Annotated in this window: 13 protein-coding genes; 9 read left to right on the top strand and 4 right to left on the bottom strand. The window is 61.9% G+C overall.

Features of this window, described 5'->3' with window-relative positions:
- Window positions 1-28 precede the first annotated feature (28 nt).
- Genes TU82_RS05865 through TU82_RS05850 form a run of 4 tightly spaced genes read left to right on the top strand, consistent with a single transcriptional unit; the run spans window position 29 to window position 4063 of the window.
- Window positions 29-811, top strand: a complete 783-nt coding sequence (locus TU82_RS05865) for a sugar phosphate isomerase/epimerase family protein (protein ID WP_057722184.1) — start codon at window positions 29-31, stop codon at window positions 809-811.
- Window positions 804-1745, top strand: a complete 942-nt coding sequence (locus TU82_RS05860) for a sugar kinase (protein WP_057722183.1) — start codon at window positions 804-806, stop codon at window positions 1743-1745. Before TU82_RS05865 ends, TU82_RS05860 begins: the two co-directional genes overlap by 8 nt.
- A 45-nt stretch (window positions 1746-1790) precedes the next feature.
- A complete protein-coding gene (locus TU82_RS05855) occupies window positions 1791-3089 on the top strand; it encodes an MFS transporter (RefSeq protein ID WP_057722182.1) in 1299 nt (432 codons plus the stop codon).
- Complete coding sequence (locus TU82_RS05850) at window positions 3086-4063, top strand: 2-hydroxyacid dehydrogenase (RefSeq protein ID WP_057722181.1); 978 nt, start codon at window positions 3086-3088, stop codon at window positions 4061-4063. The genes TU82_RS05855 and TU82_RS05850 overlap by 4 nt, the downstream gene beginning before the upstream one ends.
- A 115-nt stretch (window positions 4064-4178) precedes the next feature.
- On the opposite strand, the gene TU82_RS05845 is transcribed toward TU82_RS05850, so the two are convergent.
- Complete coding sequence (locus TU82_RS05845; protein ID WP_057722180.1) at window positions 4179-5804, bottom strand: methyl-accepting chemotaxis protein; 1626 nt, start codon at window positions 5802-5804, stop codon at window positions 4179-4181.
- A gap of 232 nt (window positions 5805-6036) precedes the next feature.
- Here TU82_RS05845 and TU82_RS05840 point away from each other — a divergent pair, with 232 nt between their 5' ends.
- Both TU82_RS05840 and TU82_RS05835 read left to right on the top strand, forming a co-directional pair.
- Entirely contained in the window at window positions 6037-7467 is a 1431-nt protein-coding gene (locus TU82_RS05840) for a nucleobase:cation symporter-2 family protein (protein ID WP_057722179.1), read from the top strand.
- A 12-nt stretch (window positions 7468-7479) separates the two neighbouring features.
- Complete coding sequence (locus TU82_RS05835; RefSeq protein ID WP_043050713.1) at window positions 7480-7941, top strand: LEA/WHy family protein; 462 nt, start codon at window positions 7480-7482, stop codon at window positions 7939-7941.
- A gap of 549 nt (window positions 7942-8490) precedes the next feature.
- Here TU82_RS05835 and TU82_RS05825 read toward each other — a convergent pair.
- Window positions 8491-9417 (bottom strand): carbon-nitrogen hydrolase family protein, encoded by a 927-nt coding sequence (locus TU82_RS05825; protein WP_057722612.1) that lies wholly within the window; start codon window positions 9415-9417, stop codon window positions 8491-8493.
- Between the two features lie 92 nt (window positions 9418-9509).
- Between TU82_RS05825 and TU82_RS05820 the strand changes: the two genes are divergently transcribed.
- Complete coding sequence (locus TU82_RS05820; protein ID WP_057722610.1) at window positions 9510-10409, top strand: LysR family transcriptional regulator; 900 nt, start codon at window positions 9510-9512, stop codon at window positions 10407-10409.
- Here the strand turns inward: TU82_RS05820 and TU82_RS05815 are convergent.
- The gene (locus TU82_RS05815) at window positions 10402-10656 is read right to left on the bottom strand and encodes a hypothetical protein (protein ID WP_003190904.1); all 255 of its coding nucleotides are present in this window, start codon (window positions 10654-10656) and stop codon (window positions 10402-10404) included. The two genes, TU82_RS05820 and TU82_RS05815, sit on opposite strands and share 8 nt — an antisense overlap.
- A gap of 162 nt (window positions 10657-10818) precedes the next feature.
- Here TU82_RS05815 and TU82_RS05810 point away from each other — a divergent pair, with 162 nt between their 5' ends.
- Window positions 10819-11139, top strand: a complete 321-nt coding sequence (locus TU82_RS05810) for an ElaB/YgaM/YqjD family protein (RefSeq protein ID WP_057722177.1) — start codon at window positions 10819-10821, stop codon at window positions 11137-11139.
- Window positions 11140-11267: 128 nt separating this feature from the next.
- On the opposite strand, the gene TU82_RS05805 is transcribed toward TU82_RS05810, so the two are convergent.
- Entirely contained in the window at window positions 11268-12299 is a 1032-nt protein-coding gene (locus TU82_RS05805; RefSeq protein WP_057722176.1) for an Ldh family oxidoreductase, read from the bottom strand.
- 176 nt (window positions 12300-12475) lie between these two features.
- Here TU82_RS05805 and TU82_RS05800 point away from each other — a divergent pair, with 176 nt between their 5' ends.
- Window positions 12476-17614 carry a dermonecrotic toxin domain-containing protein gene (locus TU82_RS05800; protein WP_057722175.1) on the top strand — a complete coding sequence of 1713 codons (5139 nt, stop codon included), beginning with the start codon at window positions 12476-12478 and terminating at the stop codon, window positions 17612-17614.
- Window positions 17615-17622: the final 8 nt, after the last annotated feature.

Raw genomic sequence — 17622 nt, 5'->3', positions numbered from 1 at the left:
ATGAAACCGGTTTCAGAGGTAAACAACAATGCATGAATACCCCGTCTCCATCAGCCTTTCCAGCTTCGGCGCCGAGCTGGTCCGCCAGCAGGGCCAATTGAGTTTTGTCACGCTGCTGAGCGCCGCCGGTGCCCGGCGCATCGAATGGCGTGAAGAACTGCTCACCACCGAACAGCCCGACACGCTGGCCCGGGCCGCCGCCGAGCAAGGCCTGGAGTCGGTGTTTTCCTCGCCCCTGGAACTCTGGGTGGCCGGGCGTGCCCAGCCCAATCCAGACCTCGCCGCCACCCTCGACCGCGCCCAGGCCTTCGGCTCGCGCTGGCTGAAAGTTTCCCTGGGTTACTTCACCGACACCAACGACCTGGAGAGCCTGCAGGCCCTGCTCAATCGCCACGCGGTCAAGCTGCTGGTGGAAAACGACCAGACCCTGCACGGCGGCCGGATCGAGCCGATGCAGCGGTTTTTCACCGAGGTCGAACGCCTGGGCCTGCCGGTCAGGATGACCTTCGACATCGGCAACTGGCAGTGGCAGGATCAGTCCGCCCTCACCGCCGCGCGTCTGCTGGGCCGGCATGTGGACTACCTGCACTGCAAGGCCGTCGCGCGTCGCCCGGACGGCAAGCTGGTGGCCCTGCCGCCTGGCGCCACCGACCTGCATCTGTGGGAACAACTGCTCACGCACATGACTCAAGGTATTACCCGGGCGGTGGAATTTCCGCTGCAGGGCGATGACCTGGTCGACGTCACCGCGCAACAGGTCGCCACCCTCGCCCGTCTGGGCCAACCCCGCGTGGAGAATGCCCATGTCTGAGATCGATATCCTGTCGTTTGGCGAGACCATGGCGATGTTTGTCGCCGAGCAGACCGGCGATCTGGCCCAGGTCGGCCAGTTTCACAAACGCATTGCGGGCGCCGACAGTAATGTCGCGATTGGCCTGTCGCGCCTGGGTTTCAAGGTCGCGTGGCTGAGCCGGGTGGGTAACGACTCCCTCGGGCGCTTTGTCGTCGACACGCTGGCCAACGAAGGCCTGGACTGCCGCCATGTGAGCGTCGACCCGCTGCACCCCACCGGTTTTCAGCTCAAGTCCCGCGAAGAGTCCGGCGCCGATCCCCAGGTGGAGTATTTCCGCAAAGGCTCTGCGGCCAGCCATTTGTCGGTTGCAGACATCAACCCGGCACTGCTGCAAGCCCGTCATCTGCATGCCACCGGGATTCCGCCGGCATTGTCGGAGGCCACCGGCGAATTGTCGGTTGAGCTGATGACACAGATGCGCAAGGCCGGCCGCAGCGTGTCCTTCGACCCGAACCTGCGCCCCTCCCTGTGGAGCAGCCAGGCGCGGATGATCCGCGAAATCAACGCCCTCGCCAGCCTGGCGGACTGGGTATTGCCCGGCCTCAGCGAAGGCCGCCTGCTCACCGGCTTCGATGACCCGGCCGATATCGCCGCGTTCTACCTTGATCAGGGCGCCGAAGCCGTGGCGATCAAACTCGGGCCCGATGGCGCCTATTACCGCACCCAGATGGACCAGGGCTTTGTCGCCGCCGTGCGCGTGGACACCGTGGTCGATACCGTGGGCGCCGGCGATGGGTTTGCCGTGGGCATGATCAGCGCCCTGCTGGAAAACTCGAGTTTTCCCGAGGCGGTACAACGCGGCAACTGGATCGGCAGCCGCGCCGTACAGAGCCGTGGCGATATGGAAGGGCTGCCCACCCGCGCCGAATTACCCAGTCGATCCGTTGCATAACCCACTACCTGTTGCCACAACTACAACAAGCTCAGGAGCAACCTTATGGAAACCGTGAAACTCGCCACCCGCCGTTGGTGGTACATCATGCCCATCGTGTTTATCACCTACAGCCTGGCCTACCTGGACCGTGCCAACTACGGCTTCGCCGCGGCCTCCGGGATGGCGGAAGACCTGATGATCACGCCCGGCATGTCGTCCCTGCTCGGTGCGCTGTTTTTCCTCGGCTACTTTTTCTTCCAGGTGCCGGGGGCGATCTACGCGCAGAAGCGCAGCGTCAAGAAACTGATTTTTGTCAGCCTGATCCTGTGGGGTGGCCTGGCCACTCTGACGGGCGTCGTGTCCAACGCCTACATGCTGATCGTGATTCGCTTCATGCTCGGGGTGGTGGAAGCCGCGGTAATGCCGGCGATGCTGGTGTACCTGTGCCACTGGTTCACCCGCGCCGAACGCTCGCGGGCCAACACCTTTCTGATCCTCGGCAACCCGGTGACCATGCTGTGGATGTCGGTGGTCTCGGGCTACCTGGTGCAGCATTTCAGCTGGCGCTGGATGTTCATCATCGAGGGCTTGCCAGCGGTGCTGTGGGCGTTTATCTGGTGGAAGCTGGCCGATGAACGTCCCAAGGACGCCAAGTGGCTGAGCGACAGCGAAAAGCAAAGCCTGGAAAGTGCCCTGGCCGCCGAACAGGTCGGTATCAAGGCGGTGAAGAACTATGCCGAAGCGTTCCGCTCGCCCAAAGTGATCATCCTCGCGCTGCAGTTCTTCTGCTGGAGCATTGGCGTGTATGGCTTCGTATTGTGGCTGCCATCGATCCTCAAGGCCGGCTTGAAAATGGACATGGTCGAAGCCGGCTGGCTGTCGGCGCTGCCGTACCTTGCCGCCGTGATCGGCATGCTGGTGGTCTCGTGGGGCTCGGACAAGCTGCAAAAGCGTAAACGCTTCGTGTGGCCGCCGCTGTTGATTGCCTCGATTGCCTTTTACGCCTCCTATGCGCTCGGCGCCGAACACTTCTGGTGGTCCTATACCCTGCTGGTGATTGCCGGCGCCTGCATGTATGCGCCGTATGGCCCGTTCTTCGCCATCGTCCCGGAAATCCTCCCGGCCAACGTCGCCGGGGGCGCCATGGCGCTGATCAACAGCATGGGCGCGCTGGGCTCGTTCGGCGGCTCCTATCTGGTGGGTTACCTCAATAGCAGCACCGGTTCGCCCGGCGCCTCGTACCTGCTGATGAGCGGTGCATTGCTGGTGTCGGTGGTGCTGACGATTTTCCTCAAGCCTGGCGCCAGCGACCGTGAACGCGCGCCCTTGGCGACCCTCGAACTGAAGGCAAATACTCGATGAAAAAATCCGTGGTTTTATACAAGAAACTCTCCGCACCGCTGATGGCTCGCCTGCATGAGCAGGCCGACGTGACGCTGATCGACGCACTGGACGAGACCGGCCTGGCCCGCCTGCGCGACGCCCTGCCGGGCGCCCACGGGCTGCTGGGCGCCAGCCTGCGCCTGGATGCCGGGCTGCTCGAGCTGGCGCCCAAACTGGAGGCCGTGGCGAGTGTCTCGGTGGGCGTCGACAACTACGATATCGACTACCTCACCCAACGCGGCATCCTGCTCAGCAATACGCCGGACGTGCTTACCGAAACCACCGCCGACACCGGCTTCGCGCTGATCCTGGCGACGGCCCGGCGCGTAGTGGAACTGGCCGATATGGTGCGCGCCGGTCAATGGAGCAAGAACATCGGCCCGGCGCACTTTGGCAGTGATGTGCACGGCAAGACCCTGGGTATCATCGGCATGGGTCGCATCGGCGAAGCCCTGGCCCAGCGCGGGCACTTTGGCTTCGGCATGCCGGTGATCTACCACAGCCATTCGCCCAAGCCTGCGGTAGAAGCCCGCTTTGGCGCGCAGTACCGCAGCCTGCAGGACCTGCTCAAAGAGGCTGACTTTGTCTGCCTGACTTTGCCGCTCACTGCTGAGACCGAGAAGTTGATCGGCGCCGAGGAATTTGCGCTGATGGGGCCGGAGACGATCTTTATCAACATTTCACGGGGCAAGGTGGTGGACGAAGCGGCGCTGGTCGAGGCCTTGCAACAACGCACCATTCGCGCCGCCGGCCTGGATGTGTTCGAAAAAGAACCGCTCGACCACGCGTCCCCGCTGCTGCGCTTGAACAACGTGGTGGCCACGCCGCATATCGGCTCCGCGACCCATGAGACGCGGGAGGCGATGGCTAGGTGTGCGGTGGATAATCTGTTGCAGGCGTTGGCGGGCGAACGGCCGCAGAATCTGGTGAATGCGGCCGCGTGGAAACAGTGAACCCAATGTGGGAGGGGGCTTGCCCCCGATTGCAGTGTGTCAGCCAGTTAATTTTTAGCTGACCCACAGCCATCGGGGGCAAGCCCCCTCCCACATTTGAACCGTAGTTCAGGTTCTAGATAACGAACTTGGCCACCATCGCGTTCAGATCCACCGCCAAGCGTGACAACTCATGGCTGGCCGCGCTGGTCTGGTTGGCGCCTGCTGCCGACTGGGTCGCCAGGTCGCGGATGTTGATCAGGTTGCGATCCACCTCGCGCGACACCTGGGCCTGTTCTTCGGACGCACTGGCGATCACCAGGTTGCGTTCGTTGATCAGGCTGATGGACTGAGTGATCTGCTCCAGTGCAACACCGGCGGCGCGGGCCATTTCCAGGGTGCTCTGGGTGCGCTGGTTGCTCTGCTGCATCGATTGCACGGCTTCACCGGTGCCGTTCTGGATACCGGCGACCATTTTTTCGATTTCCTGGGTCGACTGGGCCGTGCGGTGGGCCAATGCGCGCACTTCGTCGGCCACCACGGCAAAGCCACGCCCGGCTTCACCGGCGCGCGCCGCTTCGATCGCGGCGTTGAGCGCCAGCAGGTTGGTCTGCTCGGCAATCGCGCGGATCACGTCGAGAACCTTGCCGATGTCGCGCCCCTGAGTGGCCAGGCCTTCGATCATCACCGCAGTGTTTTGCACGTCCTGAGTCATGGTCTGGATCGCACTCACGGTCTGCATCACACGGTCGCGGCCTTCGCGCGCAGCCTGGTTGGACTGCCCGGACGCTTCGGACGTGGACACCGCATTGCGCGCCACTTCTTCCACCGCCGCCGTCATCTCATTGACCGCCGTAGCCGCCTGGTCGATTTCATTGTTCTGTTGCTGCAAGCCTTTGGAGGCTTCCTCGGTGACCGCGCTCAGCTCTTCGGCAGCGGACGCCAGCTGCGTGGCCGAGCCCGCAATGTGCTGGATGGTCTGGCGCAGGTTGGCCTGCATGGCCGACAAGGCACTGATCAGGCGCGCCGGTTCGTCCTTGCCGTCGTCCCCGATGGCTGCGGTCAGGTTGCCGCCGGCGATGCTTTCAGCCGCTTGCACGGCCTTGCGCAACGGCGTGACGATGCTGCGGGTCAGCAGCCAGGCCAGCAACACCGTCAGCAACGCAGCGGCGACCGACACCACGATGACGCCGGTAATGGCCGCTTCGTAACTGTGTTCGGCCTGGGCATCGGCGGCCTTGGCGCCAGCGGCGTTGAGGGCGATCAGTTTGTTCAACTGCTCGCCCATCTGGTCGGTGCCTTCCTTGATACGGCTGTTGATCAAGGCGCGCGTTTCATCGACCTTGTCTTGCTTGGACAGGGCAATCATGTCGGCCTGGGCCTTGACGTAGTTGTCCAGGGTCGTCGCAAAGGCCTTGTACAGAACCGCCTCTTCGGTACCTGCCGGCAACGCGGCGTAATGGGTCTGCGCCGCCCTGACCTTGTCGACCAGCACGCCGATGCGGGTTTCGGCTTCCTGCAGGGCAGCCGGCTCACGGTTGACCAGCACGCGAAAGGACAGGATGCGCATGCGCAACACGTTTTCCGTCATATGCCCCAGGTACGTCACGCTGGGCAACTGATTGGTGCTCATGTCCAGCGAAGCCTGGCGCATCAGAGTCATGCGGTTGACCGCAAACACCCCCAAAATGACCACCAGAACTGCGATGAAGGCGAACCCGAGAAATGCGCGAGGGGCGATATTGAGATGACGGAGGGACATAGGGGGGGCTCTCAGAAGTGATGTTGCCAGCGTCTGCCGCGAATCGATCCGTCAGCGCCAACGCACTGCCCAGACCTTGGCCGCCCGTTTTAGAATGGTTAGGTGGGCCTATACGGGGTATCGGCTGATGTCGAAGTTTTATGCAGGGCGCTTTATAAATAATTTATTACACTTCTGACGACTGGCCGTTTCTGGCATCCTGCGCCTCCATTTTCCGACCCGAGCCCTCATTTTGTCTGACGCTCAAGCCCCCCGCCCGCGCTATAAATCCGACCTGATCTACGGCCTGGAAGACCGTCCGCACTTCACGGCGGCGATATTTGCCGCCTTGCAGCATGTGCTGGCGAGCTTCGTCGGCATCATCACCCCGACCCTGATCGTCGGTGGCGTGCTGGGCCTGGAGAGCGAAGTGCCGTATCTGGTGAGCATGGCGTTGTTCGTCTCGGGGCTCGGCACCTTCGTGCAGGCGCGCACGTTCGGCCCCATCGGCTCGGGCCTGTTATGCCTGCAGGGCACCAGTTTTTCCTTTATCAGCGTGATTCTCAGCGCCGGCTTCATGGTCAAGGCGCGGGGCGGCGGTACCGATGAAATCCTCTCGACGATCTTTGGCATCTGTTTTTTCGCAGCCTTCATCGAAGTGGTGCTCAGCCAGTTCATCGGCAAGCTGCGCAAGCTGATCACCCCGGTGGTCACCGGCACCATCATTACCTTGATGGGGCTGTCGTTGATCAAGGTCGCGGTGACCGACATGGCCGGCGGTTTCGGCGCCGGCGATCTCGGCGCGGCAAGCAATATGGGTCTGGCGGCGCTGGTGCTGCTGACCATCGTGGTGCTCAACCGCTTCGACAACCCGTTCCTGCGCCTGGGCTCAATCGTGATCGGCCTGACCCTGGGCTTTGTCGTGGCCTGGTGGCTGGGGCGTGTCGACATGAGCGCCCTGCCCCAGGTGCCATTGATCAGCGTGCCGGTGCCGTTCAAGTACGGCTTCTCGTTCGACTGGGTGGCGTTTATCCCGGTGGCGGTGATTTTCCTGATTTCGCCGCTCGAAGCCGCCGGTGACCTGACCGCCAATTCGATGATTTCCCAGCAGCCGGTCAAAGGCCCGCTGTATATCAAGCGCATCAAGTCCGGCCTGCTCGCCGACGGCCTCAACTCGGCCATGGCGGCCACCTTCAACAGCCTGCCGATGGTGACCTTCGCCCAGAACAACGGCGTGATCCAACTGACCGGCGTGGCCAGCCGCTACGTAGCCTACTTCATCGCCGGCCTGCTGGTGCTGCTCGGGCTGTTCCCGATGATCGGCGCGGTGCTGCAACTGATGCCCAAGCCGGTGCTGGGCGGCGCGACGCTGATCATGTTCGGTACCGTGGCCGTGGCGGGTATAAAGATCCTCGCCGAAGCCGGTCTGCATCGACGCAACGTACTGATCGTGGCGATTTCCTTAGGCATGGGCCTGGGCGTTGCCGCCGTGCCCGAAGTGCTGCGCGACTTGCCCAAGGCGCTGCACAACATCTTCGAGTCGCCGATTACCGTGGGGGCGTTCTGTGCCATCCTGCTGAACATTTTCCTGCCCGAAGAGTTCATAGAGCTGGAAGAAGATGAATTCGATCCGGAGTCCTCGACCCTCAAGGTCATGCAGGACCCGGACGTCACCAAACGCTAGAGGCTCTTTCAGATGCGCAAACTCATGGTTCTATCGCTGTTGTTGCTGACCTTGAGCGCCTGCGCGCTGTTCCCCAATCGCGATCCGGTCAACATCAACGTGGTCGGCATCGAACCGCTGCAAAGCCAGGACCTGGAAGTGCGCTTCGCCGTCAAGCTGCGGGTGCAGAACCCCAATGAAACGGCGATCGACTACAACGGCGTGGCCCTGGACCTGGAGGTCAACGGCCGGCCGCTGGCGTCCGGGGTGAGTGACCAGGCGGGCAGCATCCCGCGTTTCTCCGAGACGGTGCTGATGGTGCCGGTGAGTGTTTCGGCGTTTAGCGTATTGCGCCAGACCCTGGGCCTGAGCCAGACCCAGAGCCTGAACAACCTGCCGTATGTGCTGCGGGGCAAGCTGGCGGGCGGGTTGTTCGGGACGATGCGTTTTGTGGAACGTGGCACGCTGGATTTGCCCAACACCGCCACCTGGTGAACGACGGGCAACAAACGCTGAAAATCAAATGTGGGAGGGGGCTTGCCCCCGATGAGCATTGGTATCTACACAACTCTGTAGCGGCCAACGCTAACCACGATGCGCAGCGAGTCGCTCTTGCTCTTGCTTTTGATCTTGATCTTAGGCGCCCCGTTAAACCACGCTGGCCGAACGCAGGCTTGAATTCGTGGGTAACCCGGCAGGACGCCGGGTTAGCCGCCCCGCGCCATGGATGGCGCGTGGCGGCGGCCCACGGATTCAAGCCTGCGTTCGGGCACACCGAGCCCAAGCGAGGTGCCGAGTGGTGGGGCAAGAGCGTTTTGCTTACTTTTGCGCTTTTCAAAAGTGAGCCGCTGTAAAAGCGGAACCCTAAGTGGCCGTTACCGCAGAAACGGATATGTACTCGGTCCGATCCAGCATCCTGGTCGGCTCTGAGGCCGCCATCGGGGGCAAGCCCCCTCCCACATTTGAACCGGGATCGACACAAAATCCTAGTCGGTCCTGAGGCCGCCATCGGGAGCAAGCCCCCTCCCACATTTTTAACCGCGTTTAGTCAGTGATAGAGCGCACCCCAGGCTTGGCGCGCTCGTCCACCGTCAGCTCAAAAACATCCGGCCTGGCGTAATGCCCCACCACGTCATAGTCGTAGCGTGCCCGCACCAACTCATCGGTATCAATCCGCGCCGTCAACAGCCCCGCTTCACCCACCAGCGGCCCGGCAAGAATGTCGCCCATCGGCCCGATGATCACGCTGCCACCGGCAATCAACGCTCGATCCGCCGGCCAGTTGGCAATGTCCACGCCCAACGCCTCGGGCGAGGCCTGCACCTGGCAGGCGCTCACCACAAAGCAGCGCCCTTCATGGGCCACGTGGCGCATGCTCACCTGCCACATCTCGCGCTCGTCCACGGTCGGCGCGCACCACACTTGCACGCCCTTGGCATACATGGCCGTGCGCAGCAGCGGCATCATATTTTCCCAGCACACCGCGCCGCCGATCCGCCCTACCGCCGTGTCGACCACCGGCAACGTGGAGCCATCGCCCTTGCCCCAGATCAGCCGTTCGGTGCCGGTGGGCATCAGCTTGCGGTGTTTGGCCACCAGCCCGCCTGTGGGCTCGAAATACAGTACGGTGCAATACAAAGTGCTGCCACTGCGCTCGATCACGCCGAGCACCAGGCTGGCGCCGGTGCGCGCGGATAACCCGGCCAATACCTCAGTTTCGACGCCGGGTACGTCGATAGCATTGGCAAAATAGCGCGCAAAGGCTTCACGCCCCTCGGGCAGGCGATACCCCAACTGAGTACCGAACCCTTCACCTTTGGGATAGCCGCCCAGCAGCGCCTCGGGCATCACCACCAATTGCGCGCCGCTGCGCTGGATGTCGCCCTCATAGGCCAGGATCTGTTCCAGGGTTTCGGCCTTGCCGCCCGGCAGTGCGCCAATTTGTAAAGCAGCCACGGTAGAAACAGGCATCACGATCACTCCGAATCAATGGGGGTTGCCCATTCTCCGGCCAGGCTCGATCATGAATAAAGCCCACCTCAGTGCTAAATGATATGAGCCATATAAATATCGCCCAGGTCGACCTGAACCTGCTCAAAACCTTCGAGGCCCTGCATGACGAGTCCAGCGCCAGCCGCGCAGCGTTGCGCCTGGGGGTCACCCAATCGGCAATCAGCGCCGGTTTGCGGCGTTTGCGCGAGTTGTACGCCGATCAGCTATTTGTGCGCACGGGACGGGGACTGGCGCCGACGACGCGCGCCAATCAGTTGAAACCAGTCATCAGCGAAGCACTGGACCGCTGTCGCCAAAGCCTGGCGATGATCAACCCGCAGAGCCCGAATTATCAGGGCCGCTCCGTGGTGCTGGGGCTGTCGGACGACTTCGAGATTGCCTACGGTCGTCGACTGATCGACAGCGTCGCACAGCGCCTGCCGAAACTGCGGGTGATTTTCCGCCAGACCCACAGCCAGATCGTCGCCGACGCCCTGCTCGACCGCAGCCTGGACCTGGCCATCACCGCCGGCGGTTTTGCCGAGCGGCGCCTGAGTCGGCAAGTGCTCGGCGAAGGTGACTACCGCTGCCTGGTGGACCCGGACAGCCTGGCGCCCGGCCAGCAACGGATCGACCTGACGGAGTTCGTCGCGCGCGAGCATGTGCTGGTGTCGTCGGGCGGGTTTATCGGCATTACCGATGAAGGCTTGGCGGCGCACGGCTTGAGCCGCCAGGTGTGTGCCTCCACCAGCCACTTTGCCGCGTTGGCCTTTCTGCTCAAGGGCAGCACGGCGGTGGCGACGATCCCCGGGCACGCCGCCGAGGCCATCGCCCGCCTGACCGGCTTGCGCGTGCTGGCCTGCCCGCTGGCTTTGCCGCGCTATCCGGTGGAGCTGGGCTGGCGCACCCAGGCCCAGCTCGACCCTTTGCTGCTTAAGGTGCGTGAGGCGATTGAGGCGTGCTTTATTTAGCCGCTGCCATCAGCTTGTTGACTTCACTGCGCACCATGTTGGAAAACTCCGGCGGCGACATGCCGTCAAGTTCGGCACGCACCCATTCGGCCCATTTGCCCTTGCGCTTGGCGCGCTCCCCGAACAACCGCGCGGCTTCGCCCTTGGCCTTGCCCAGGTTGGTTTGCCACAGGTCGTAGAGACGGGACTTTTCATCTTCCAGCTCGGCGCGTTCGGCGAGGGTCTTGTTGGCGAGATTGAAGCTCATGGTGAATTACCTGCTGCACAAATAAGGGACATCTTACACTGTAGGTCCAAAGGACCCGATTTGGATTTTGCCGCAAATGGGCGGCCAGCAAAATAACTGCAACTTTTGCCGGCGCCCGACACTCCATTGTTCACTGCCACATTCACTTGCAAGGAGTCACACATGGCCCGCAAAACCGCCGCCCAAGCCGTCGAAGAACAAATCAAGGATCAAGCCTTCAGCGAACTGACTTCGCTGATCGAAGAATCCGACAAACTGCTCAAGAGCAGCGCATCCCTGGTGGGCGAGGAAGGCGAAACCCTGCGCGAGCAGGTCGCCATCAAACTCAAGCAAGCGCTGGACTCGGTGTCCAATGTCCGTGAGCGCAGCAAGCCCGTTGTGGATGCCACCGAAACCTACATCGGTGGTCACCCCTGGCAGACCGTGGCCATTTCCGCAGGCTTTGGCCTGGTGGTAGGCCTGCTGCTGGGTCGTCGTAACTGACCGGTACGGGTTGCGCTGATTCAAAGCTGGAACTCGGTATAAATGTGGGAGGGGGCTTGCACCCTCCCACATTGGGTTTCATTGTTTGCTGAATCCTAGTATGTCTGCCGGCACCCTCGCACCCGTGTTCAATCCCCCGCCCATTCCTGAAGCTGGTTCAGCTCCTGCACCGGCAGTTCTATGCCTGTTTCCAGCGATTTTGCCCGTGCGCGATGGCGCCGATCCCCCGGCAACCGCCGCAACCCCGCCGCATGCATCTGCCGCACCAGTTCATGGCTGCGCTCGGCAAAGTTTTGCCCGGCGGTCTTGCTCGGATCGATCACAATCAATAACTGTCCTGTCCACGGCGTACGCGCCCCCGGATGGTCGGCCCAACTGAATTCGAACGAAAAATTGCCGCCGGTCAGCGCCGCCGCCAGCAACTCGACCATCATCGACAACGCCGAACCTTTGTGCCCGCCAAACGGCAACAGCGCGCCACCTTCCAGAATGGCTTTCGGGTCCTGGGTGGGCTGACCCAGGCTGTCCACGCCCATGCCCGGCGGCAGGCGCTCACCTTTGCGCGCGGCGATCTGCACATCACCATGGGCGATGGCACTGGTGGCCAGGTCGAACACGATCGGTGCGCCATCTGCCTGCGGCGCCGCGAACGCGATGGGATTGGTGCCAAAAAGTGGCCGGTCGGCCCCATGGGGCACCACGCATGTCATGCTATTGACCACACTGAGCGCCACCAGCCCTTCTTCGGCGAACGGTTCGACGTCCGGCCACAACGCGGCAAAGTGATGGGAATTATGGATCGCCAACAACGCAATGCCGGCGCTGCGGGCCTTGCTCACCAGCAACGCACGCGCCGCCGCCAGGGCCGGCTGGGCAAACCCATTGCCGGCATCGACCCTTACGAAGCCTGAGGCCACATCGCTGACCGTGGGCACGGCAGTGCCATTGACCCAGCCGCTGGCCAGGGTCGACAGGTAACCGGGGATGCGAAAAACACCGTGGCTGTGGGCGCCATCACGTTCGGCGCTCGCGCAGTTGTGTGCAAGGATCGCCGCCACTTCTGGCGAGGTGCCGTGCCTGACGAAAATCCGCTGGAGCAATCCCACCAGCTCAGTGAAGCTGATGAGGGCCGTGGCAATTTCTGGAGACTGCGCAGACATTTGTAGCTCCATTTTTATGATTGGAAGGGGCAACGAATGGACATCCAGACCGTTGATTAAACACCACCCACAGCGCTCGCTGTCAACTGACGGCGCGACTCAGACTCAATAGTTACCCCCGCCCGCCACGGGTGCCTGCCTACCCTGTGTGTCCCTATTCACGCTGGAGACAGGCGATGACCCGCGTCACCCCGCCGTATTTTTTTGACGAATTCCTGCTGCCCGTCAATCGCTCGGTATTGAGTGAACGCGAACGCGCCCTGGGGCTCACCGTCAAGGACCTGGAATGGCTGCACGGCGTGTATTACGCCAGTGATGCCAGCCGTCAGGATACGCGCCTGCAAAGCCATCCCATGCGCGTCGAAAAGCTGTTGATCAATGCGGTGGGCCACGCTGCAATTCCACTCGCCGGCGCGTTTGTGATGAGCCCGACTCCGGACGGTGCCAAGGCCCTGCTGTACACGCCGTATGGCGGTATCCAGGTGTTTGACAGCCATGCCGTGCTGCTCAGTGAGGTCAGCCTGGCGTTGGCTGATACGGTGCAGCGCGTCGACTTGCTCAGCTTTCTGTCGATTGCCCAGCGCAACAGCCTTTCGGCGGTTACCGCCCTGACCCTGAGCACTTCGCCGGTGCCGGGTCCGGTCATGGAAGACCAGGAACAAACCCTGCAGGCCTGCCAACGGGCCAACGTGCAATCAATGCTTGAGCACTTGCAGAAAACCCCGACCCTGTCCGACATGCTCGATACGCTGCTCGGGATCATGGCGCACCCGTATTTCCCTGGCCTGGATCAACGGGACACTCGGGTGAACTGCTTTATCCAAAGCCCGACGGACAACGACCGACGCTGGATCGACTCGCTGTCGCTACGTGACGCGTTCCTGCAGTTTTATGTGAAACATGCCTGGCCCCTGGGGCAAACCCGCGAATTCATCAATCCCCAGCATGTCACCACCCACTTCAACCAGGCCCGGTTGCAGCAAGACCGCGAGCGATGGGAAACACTCATCGAGCAGACCTCCGGCACGCTGTCCAAACTGCTCGACAGCCTGCTGCAAACCTACTGGAACGAAGACATCGACAACGGCACCTCGCGCCTGGAGTTGTTCGCCCAAGTGCTGGCTGACAAGTTCCGCCTCGACGTGCTGCTCAAACGCCAGACCGGCATCCTCAGTGCCGATGAAAGCCACATGCTCCAGGCCTTGTGCCTCAGCGACCAGGACGCTCGCAGCGCCTACGCCGCCGACCTGAGCGTGGAAAAAGTGCGTATCCATGCGCCCTATCAACACTACGTGGAACTGGCCAGCACCCTGATGCTGCATCAAAGCCATGCCTATCTTTACACCCAGTCCCGTGGTGTGCAGGTACTTGCAGACCTGGATGACCTCAAAGACACGCTATTGACCATGCTCACGGCGGCCGGACACGAGGATGAACTGCTCAATTTCCTGTCCCTGGACGAGCGCGATACCTTTATCGGCCTGGACCAGATAAACATTGCCGCACGCCCCGTCACCGGGCATGTGTTCACCGGCATGATCGAAGACATCGCCGCCAAGCAGACCAGTAATATGAACCATGCCCTGGGCCTGTATCGCAGCAGCGCCGGTCAGCTGGACCTGGATGCACTGCTCGATTACGCCCTGGACATCCGCACCATGCTCGACAGTCGCCTTGCGGACCTGGACACCAACGGGCGCTGGACGATACATCCCGTCAGCAGTGGCAGTGGCCGCCCCTCCACGGTGCAAACCGAGCGCGCCAAGCTGCACCTGCAACGCCTGCAAGCCGCCGAAGAAGGGTTGCAGATCGAGCGCCTGAAGCATCCCACGCTGCGCAGCATGGCAACCCTGGCCCTGAACACGGAACTGCAAACCCAACGATTGGACCTCAAGGCCGATGAGGTCTATATCAACACGTACGCGTCCCGCGCCGAGCAGCTCGAGGAGCGTGCGCCTGTGTCGTCCCTGAGCATGGTTGAACATTTCATCGAGCGCCTGCGTCCGCAGAGCCCGCCGCTTCCCGTGTCTTCCAGGACGGGTTTCTACCAACGCCGCGCCCCGCACGTCGCCCTGAAGCTCAACAACATGACCCTCAAAACCTTCAACAACATAATCGAACGGGTGTTGAAGGTATTTGCCGGCCACGAACTGCGTGAACTGCCGCGCCTGTTCCTGGACAACAACCGCGACAAACACGCGCATTCGATGTTGCTGGGCTTGCGCAGCGAGGCTGAACTGCGCTTGCTGGGTAAAACCCTGCCGGCCGGCAGCCATGCCATTCTTGATACGGTGCTGCGCACCGACAGCCTGATGCGCCTGACCCGTCATGGGATCAACGGTTTTCTTCCTGATGCTTATGCGCTGGCGCTGCAACGGGGCACGTCCGACGCGCTGCTGCCGCTGGCCAATCTGTTTGTACTGACCGAGCGTGGCGGCCTTGACCCCAAGCATTCGGGCCAGGCCATCCTGTGGACGCCCAGGCGTGGTCATGAGGTCTTCCCATCGATCTCGGCTCTGCGCGAGTCACTCGCCCAGCGCCTGGCCCATCCGGTCAAACGGCTGACGCTGCTGGAGAATCTGCGAATGTCCCAACGCGTGCCCCATCAGGTGTATCGCCTGGCTGCGCTGCAACGCATTGACGATAACCTGCTGGACAATCGCCTGGAGACCCACGGCGACAATGTCATGGACGCGGTCGATCATTTGCTGGCCATGGACTTGCCCGCGCGCGCCGTGCAGGACCGCCTGGATGCGCTCCTGGAGACCCCCGTACCCACCAACCTGGCACGGGCCAGGGCGCTGGCCGACGCCATGATCACCCAGCAGGTCCTGCCCGTGTGGCTGGCAATGGCGCCCGCCAGGGAGCAGATCTACCATGCCGAACTGCTTGAGCAATACCACAACAGCGCTGCGCAGGAAGAAGACTACCTGCAGGGCATCCCGACCCTGCGCGAGCACACCTTTTCCGCCCTGCTGAAGTTGCTCCAGGCACGCTTTCCCGAGCACACCATCAGCCCCGATAACGTGCTGATTCCCGTGCACCAGGCCCTCGATATCCACACCTGCAGCCTGACCGATTTCGCCTTGCGCCATTGGCCTGACCTGAACAGGCAGACTCTGCATCCGCGTTCGCGCACCGCCACGCCACTGCCAGATACCCTGGATGCCACTGCAGTGATCCAGATGGTGCGCCAGCTGGACTTGAAATCGGTCTACCAGAAACTGTTGCAAACCGAGCTGGACACCCGCACAGAGGCTGCACGCGGGCGCCGACGCCGGTTCTGTCGGCAATTGCCCTGGCAGGTATTGCAATATGCCCACGAGCAACACCTGCAGGAGCGTCTGTCAACCCAGGCCCTGGGTTGGGTCCAGCAGGTGTTCGACATGCCTGACGCCCTGGCACGTGCGGCGCTGCCAGGCGTGTCGACGCTGATCCGGCCCGTGGAGTTGGTGGCGACCGACGGCGCCACTGCCGCCAAGGTACTGGGCATGTACCTGATCAGCGGCGCACATGACCCCCCTGGCCCGGTGGTGTTATATGCGCCTTACAGCGAAAACCATGTGCTCAGGCAATATGACAGCGAGCAAGCGCTGCTGGATGAAGTGCAGAGTCCGGGCGACCTGCAGAACTGGGTCATCCAGCACCTGGAAGATCCGCACCTGGCCGTTTACCGCCACTTGCTGCAAAACAACGCTCATCGGCCCTCCGATATTCGCCTTGCCTCATCCGCGGTAACCGGCAACCTGCTGCATTATCTGTTCAGTGAAAACACGCTGATCCTGCTGAAGATGCTCGCCTGTCAATTCGAGGAAGGCACCAAGCTGCTTTGGGATACAGCGGTCGGCCTGTTCGGCAAGGGCATCCCGACAGCGGTGCACTTCATGGCGGGTAAACTCGCCTATCCGCTGGTGGTCTGGCGCAGCTACAAGCAGGTCAAGCGCACGATGGAAGCGCTGCAACTGCATCAGTGGAAAGTCGCGATGAAGGAATTCATCATGGCCCTGGTGCAAATGGCCGCGTTGTACAGCGAGCTGGACGGCAGCGAAACCCCGCCGCCCGGAGACGCTGATGTCGTCGACCTGCAGCCGGGCAAACTGCCCACGGCCATTATCCCGGGGCTGCACGACGTCACCACCACGTCGCGCACGCGGTTGCAGCGCTTCGAGGAGTATGACGTCGCTCTAAAGGACCTGGAGTTGGGTACCTCCACCCGTGTCTACGAGGATAAGGCGCGCGCCAACGCTTACGTACCGCTGGCAGGCAAAGTGTATCCGGTGACGAAAACCCGGGATTACTGGCGCCTGGGCAACGATGATCAGCAGGGGCCCTATGTTGGGCGCAATTCGGACGGCCAATGGGTGCTGGACCTGAGCCTGCACAAACCCCGCTTCGGCCAGGCCTGGACGCGTCAGAAAACGCAACGGGCCCAACGGCGTGAGATCAACGTTGAAGCGCATGGCATAAAGGCGATTGCCGCCGTCTCCCGCTGGAAAGCCCAGGCCGTCGACGAAGCGTTGAATGTGGCGACTTACTACGCCGTCAACTGCAAGCGCAACATCCAACACTTTTCACAGTTGCTCACCCCTGATAGCCGAGTGGGCCTGTTTCTATGCGACCTGTTCGGCACTATCAACCTGAACCCGGACCAGGTCAGGAAAATCGAGACCATCATCGACGGGATACTGGATGAGTTAAGCGACCCCACCTTGATCGGCCCTGACTCGATACGCCTCGTCAGTGGCGACAGCCTGACGAACCCCACGGGTGATTACGCGATGGTGCTCGTCGATGACAGTGAACGCAAAGTGTTTCTGTTCGAGCGTTTCTTCGATCCGAACCTGACGGAATACGCCAACATCTTGAATGCGCCCTTCGACATGTTCGCCCACGCCAGAGCGTCGACGCTGATTCACGAACTGACGCACTTGAGGTTCAAGACCGAAGACATTGCCTACCTGCGCAGCATGGAACCGTTCCGCGACCTGATCGATACGGCCAAGCCTGGCGCCCAGGCAGTAAGGACGCGCCAGGATGATTTGCAAACCACCGCGCTGTCCACGCTGACGCCGGCCAGCATGCTGTTCAAGACATGGGATGACATATCGAATACCTGGGAGGATTACGGCGTTTACACCACCACCAACTTCCTCAAGCGCAAAGTCCTGAGCATTACCGGTGCAAAGACCCTGGATGAAGCCCGTCAAATCTTCATGAGCAATATCGACAAACGCATTGACGTGATTCTAACCAACGCCGACTCGGTCACTTATTTGATTACGCATCTGGGGCGCATGCTGGATGTGGGGGCCTGAGCAGGCCC

It is taken from the genome of Pseudomonas orientalis (assembly GCF_001439815.1).
Lineage (GTDB): Bacteria > Pseudomonadota > Gammaproteobacteria > Pseudomonadales > Pseudomonadaceae > Aquipseudomonas > Aquipseudomonas orientalis.
This window is presented reverse-complemented; position numbering and strand designations above follow the sequence as displayed.

Bases quoted from the DNA above. Each gene is read 5' to 3' on its own strand.
- TU82_RS05865 (WP_057722184.1), top strand. From the start codon at position 29: ATGCATGAATACCCCGTCTCCATCAGCCTTTCCAGCTTCGGCGCCGAG.
- TU82_RS05860 (WP_057722183.1), top strand. From the start codon at position 804: ATGTCTGAGATCGATATCCTGTCGTTTGGCGAGACCATGGCGATGTTT.
- TU82_RS05855 (WP_057722182.1), top strand. From the start codon at position 1,791: ATGGAAACCGTGAAACTCGCCACCCGCCGTTGGTGGTACATCATGCCC.
- TU82_RS05850 (WP_057722181.1), top strand. From the start codon at position 3,086: ATGAAAAAATCCGTGGTTTTATACAAGAAACTCTCCGCACCGCTGATG.
- TU82_RS05845 (WP_057722180.1), bottom strand. From the start codon at position 5,804: ATGTCCCTCCGTCATCTCAATATCGCCCCTCGCGCATTTCTCGGGTTC.
- TU82_RS05835 (WP_043050713.1), top strand. From the start codon at position 7,480: ATGCGCAAACTCATGGTTCTATCGCTGTTGTTGCTGACCTTGAGCGCC.
- TU82_RS05825 (WP_057722612.1), bottom strand. From the start codon at position 9,417: ATGCCTGTTTCTACCGTGGCTGCTTTACAAATTGGCGCACTGCCGGGC.
- TU82_RS05815 (WP_003190904.1), bottom strand. From the start codon at position 10,656: ATGAGCTTCAATCTCGCCAACAAGACCCTCGCCGAACGCGCCGAGCTG.
- TU82_RS05810 (WP_057722177.1), top strand. From the start codon at position 10,819: ATGGCCCGCAAAACCGCCGCCCAAGCCGTCGAAGAACAAATCAAGGAT.
- TU82_RS05805 (WP_057722176.1), bottom strand. From the start codon at position 12,299: ATGTCTGCGCAGTCTCCAGAAATTGCCACGGCCCTCATCAGCTTCACT.
- TU82_RS05800 (WP_057722175.1), top strand. From the start codon at position 12,476: ATGACCCGCGTCACCCCGCCGTATTTTTTTGACGAATTCCTGCTGCCC.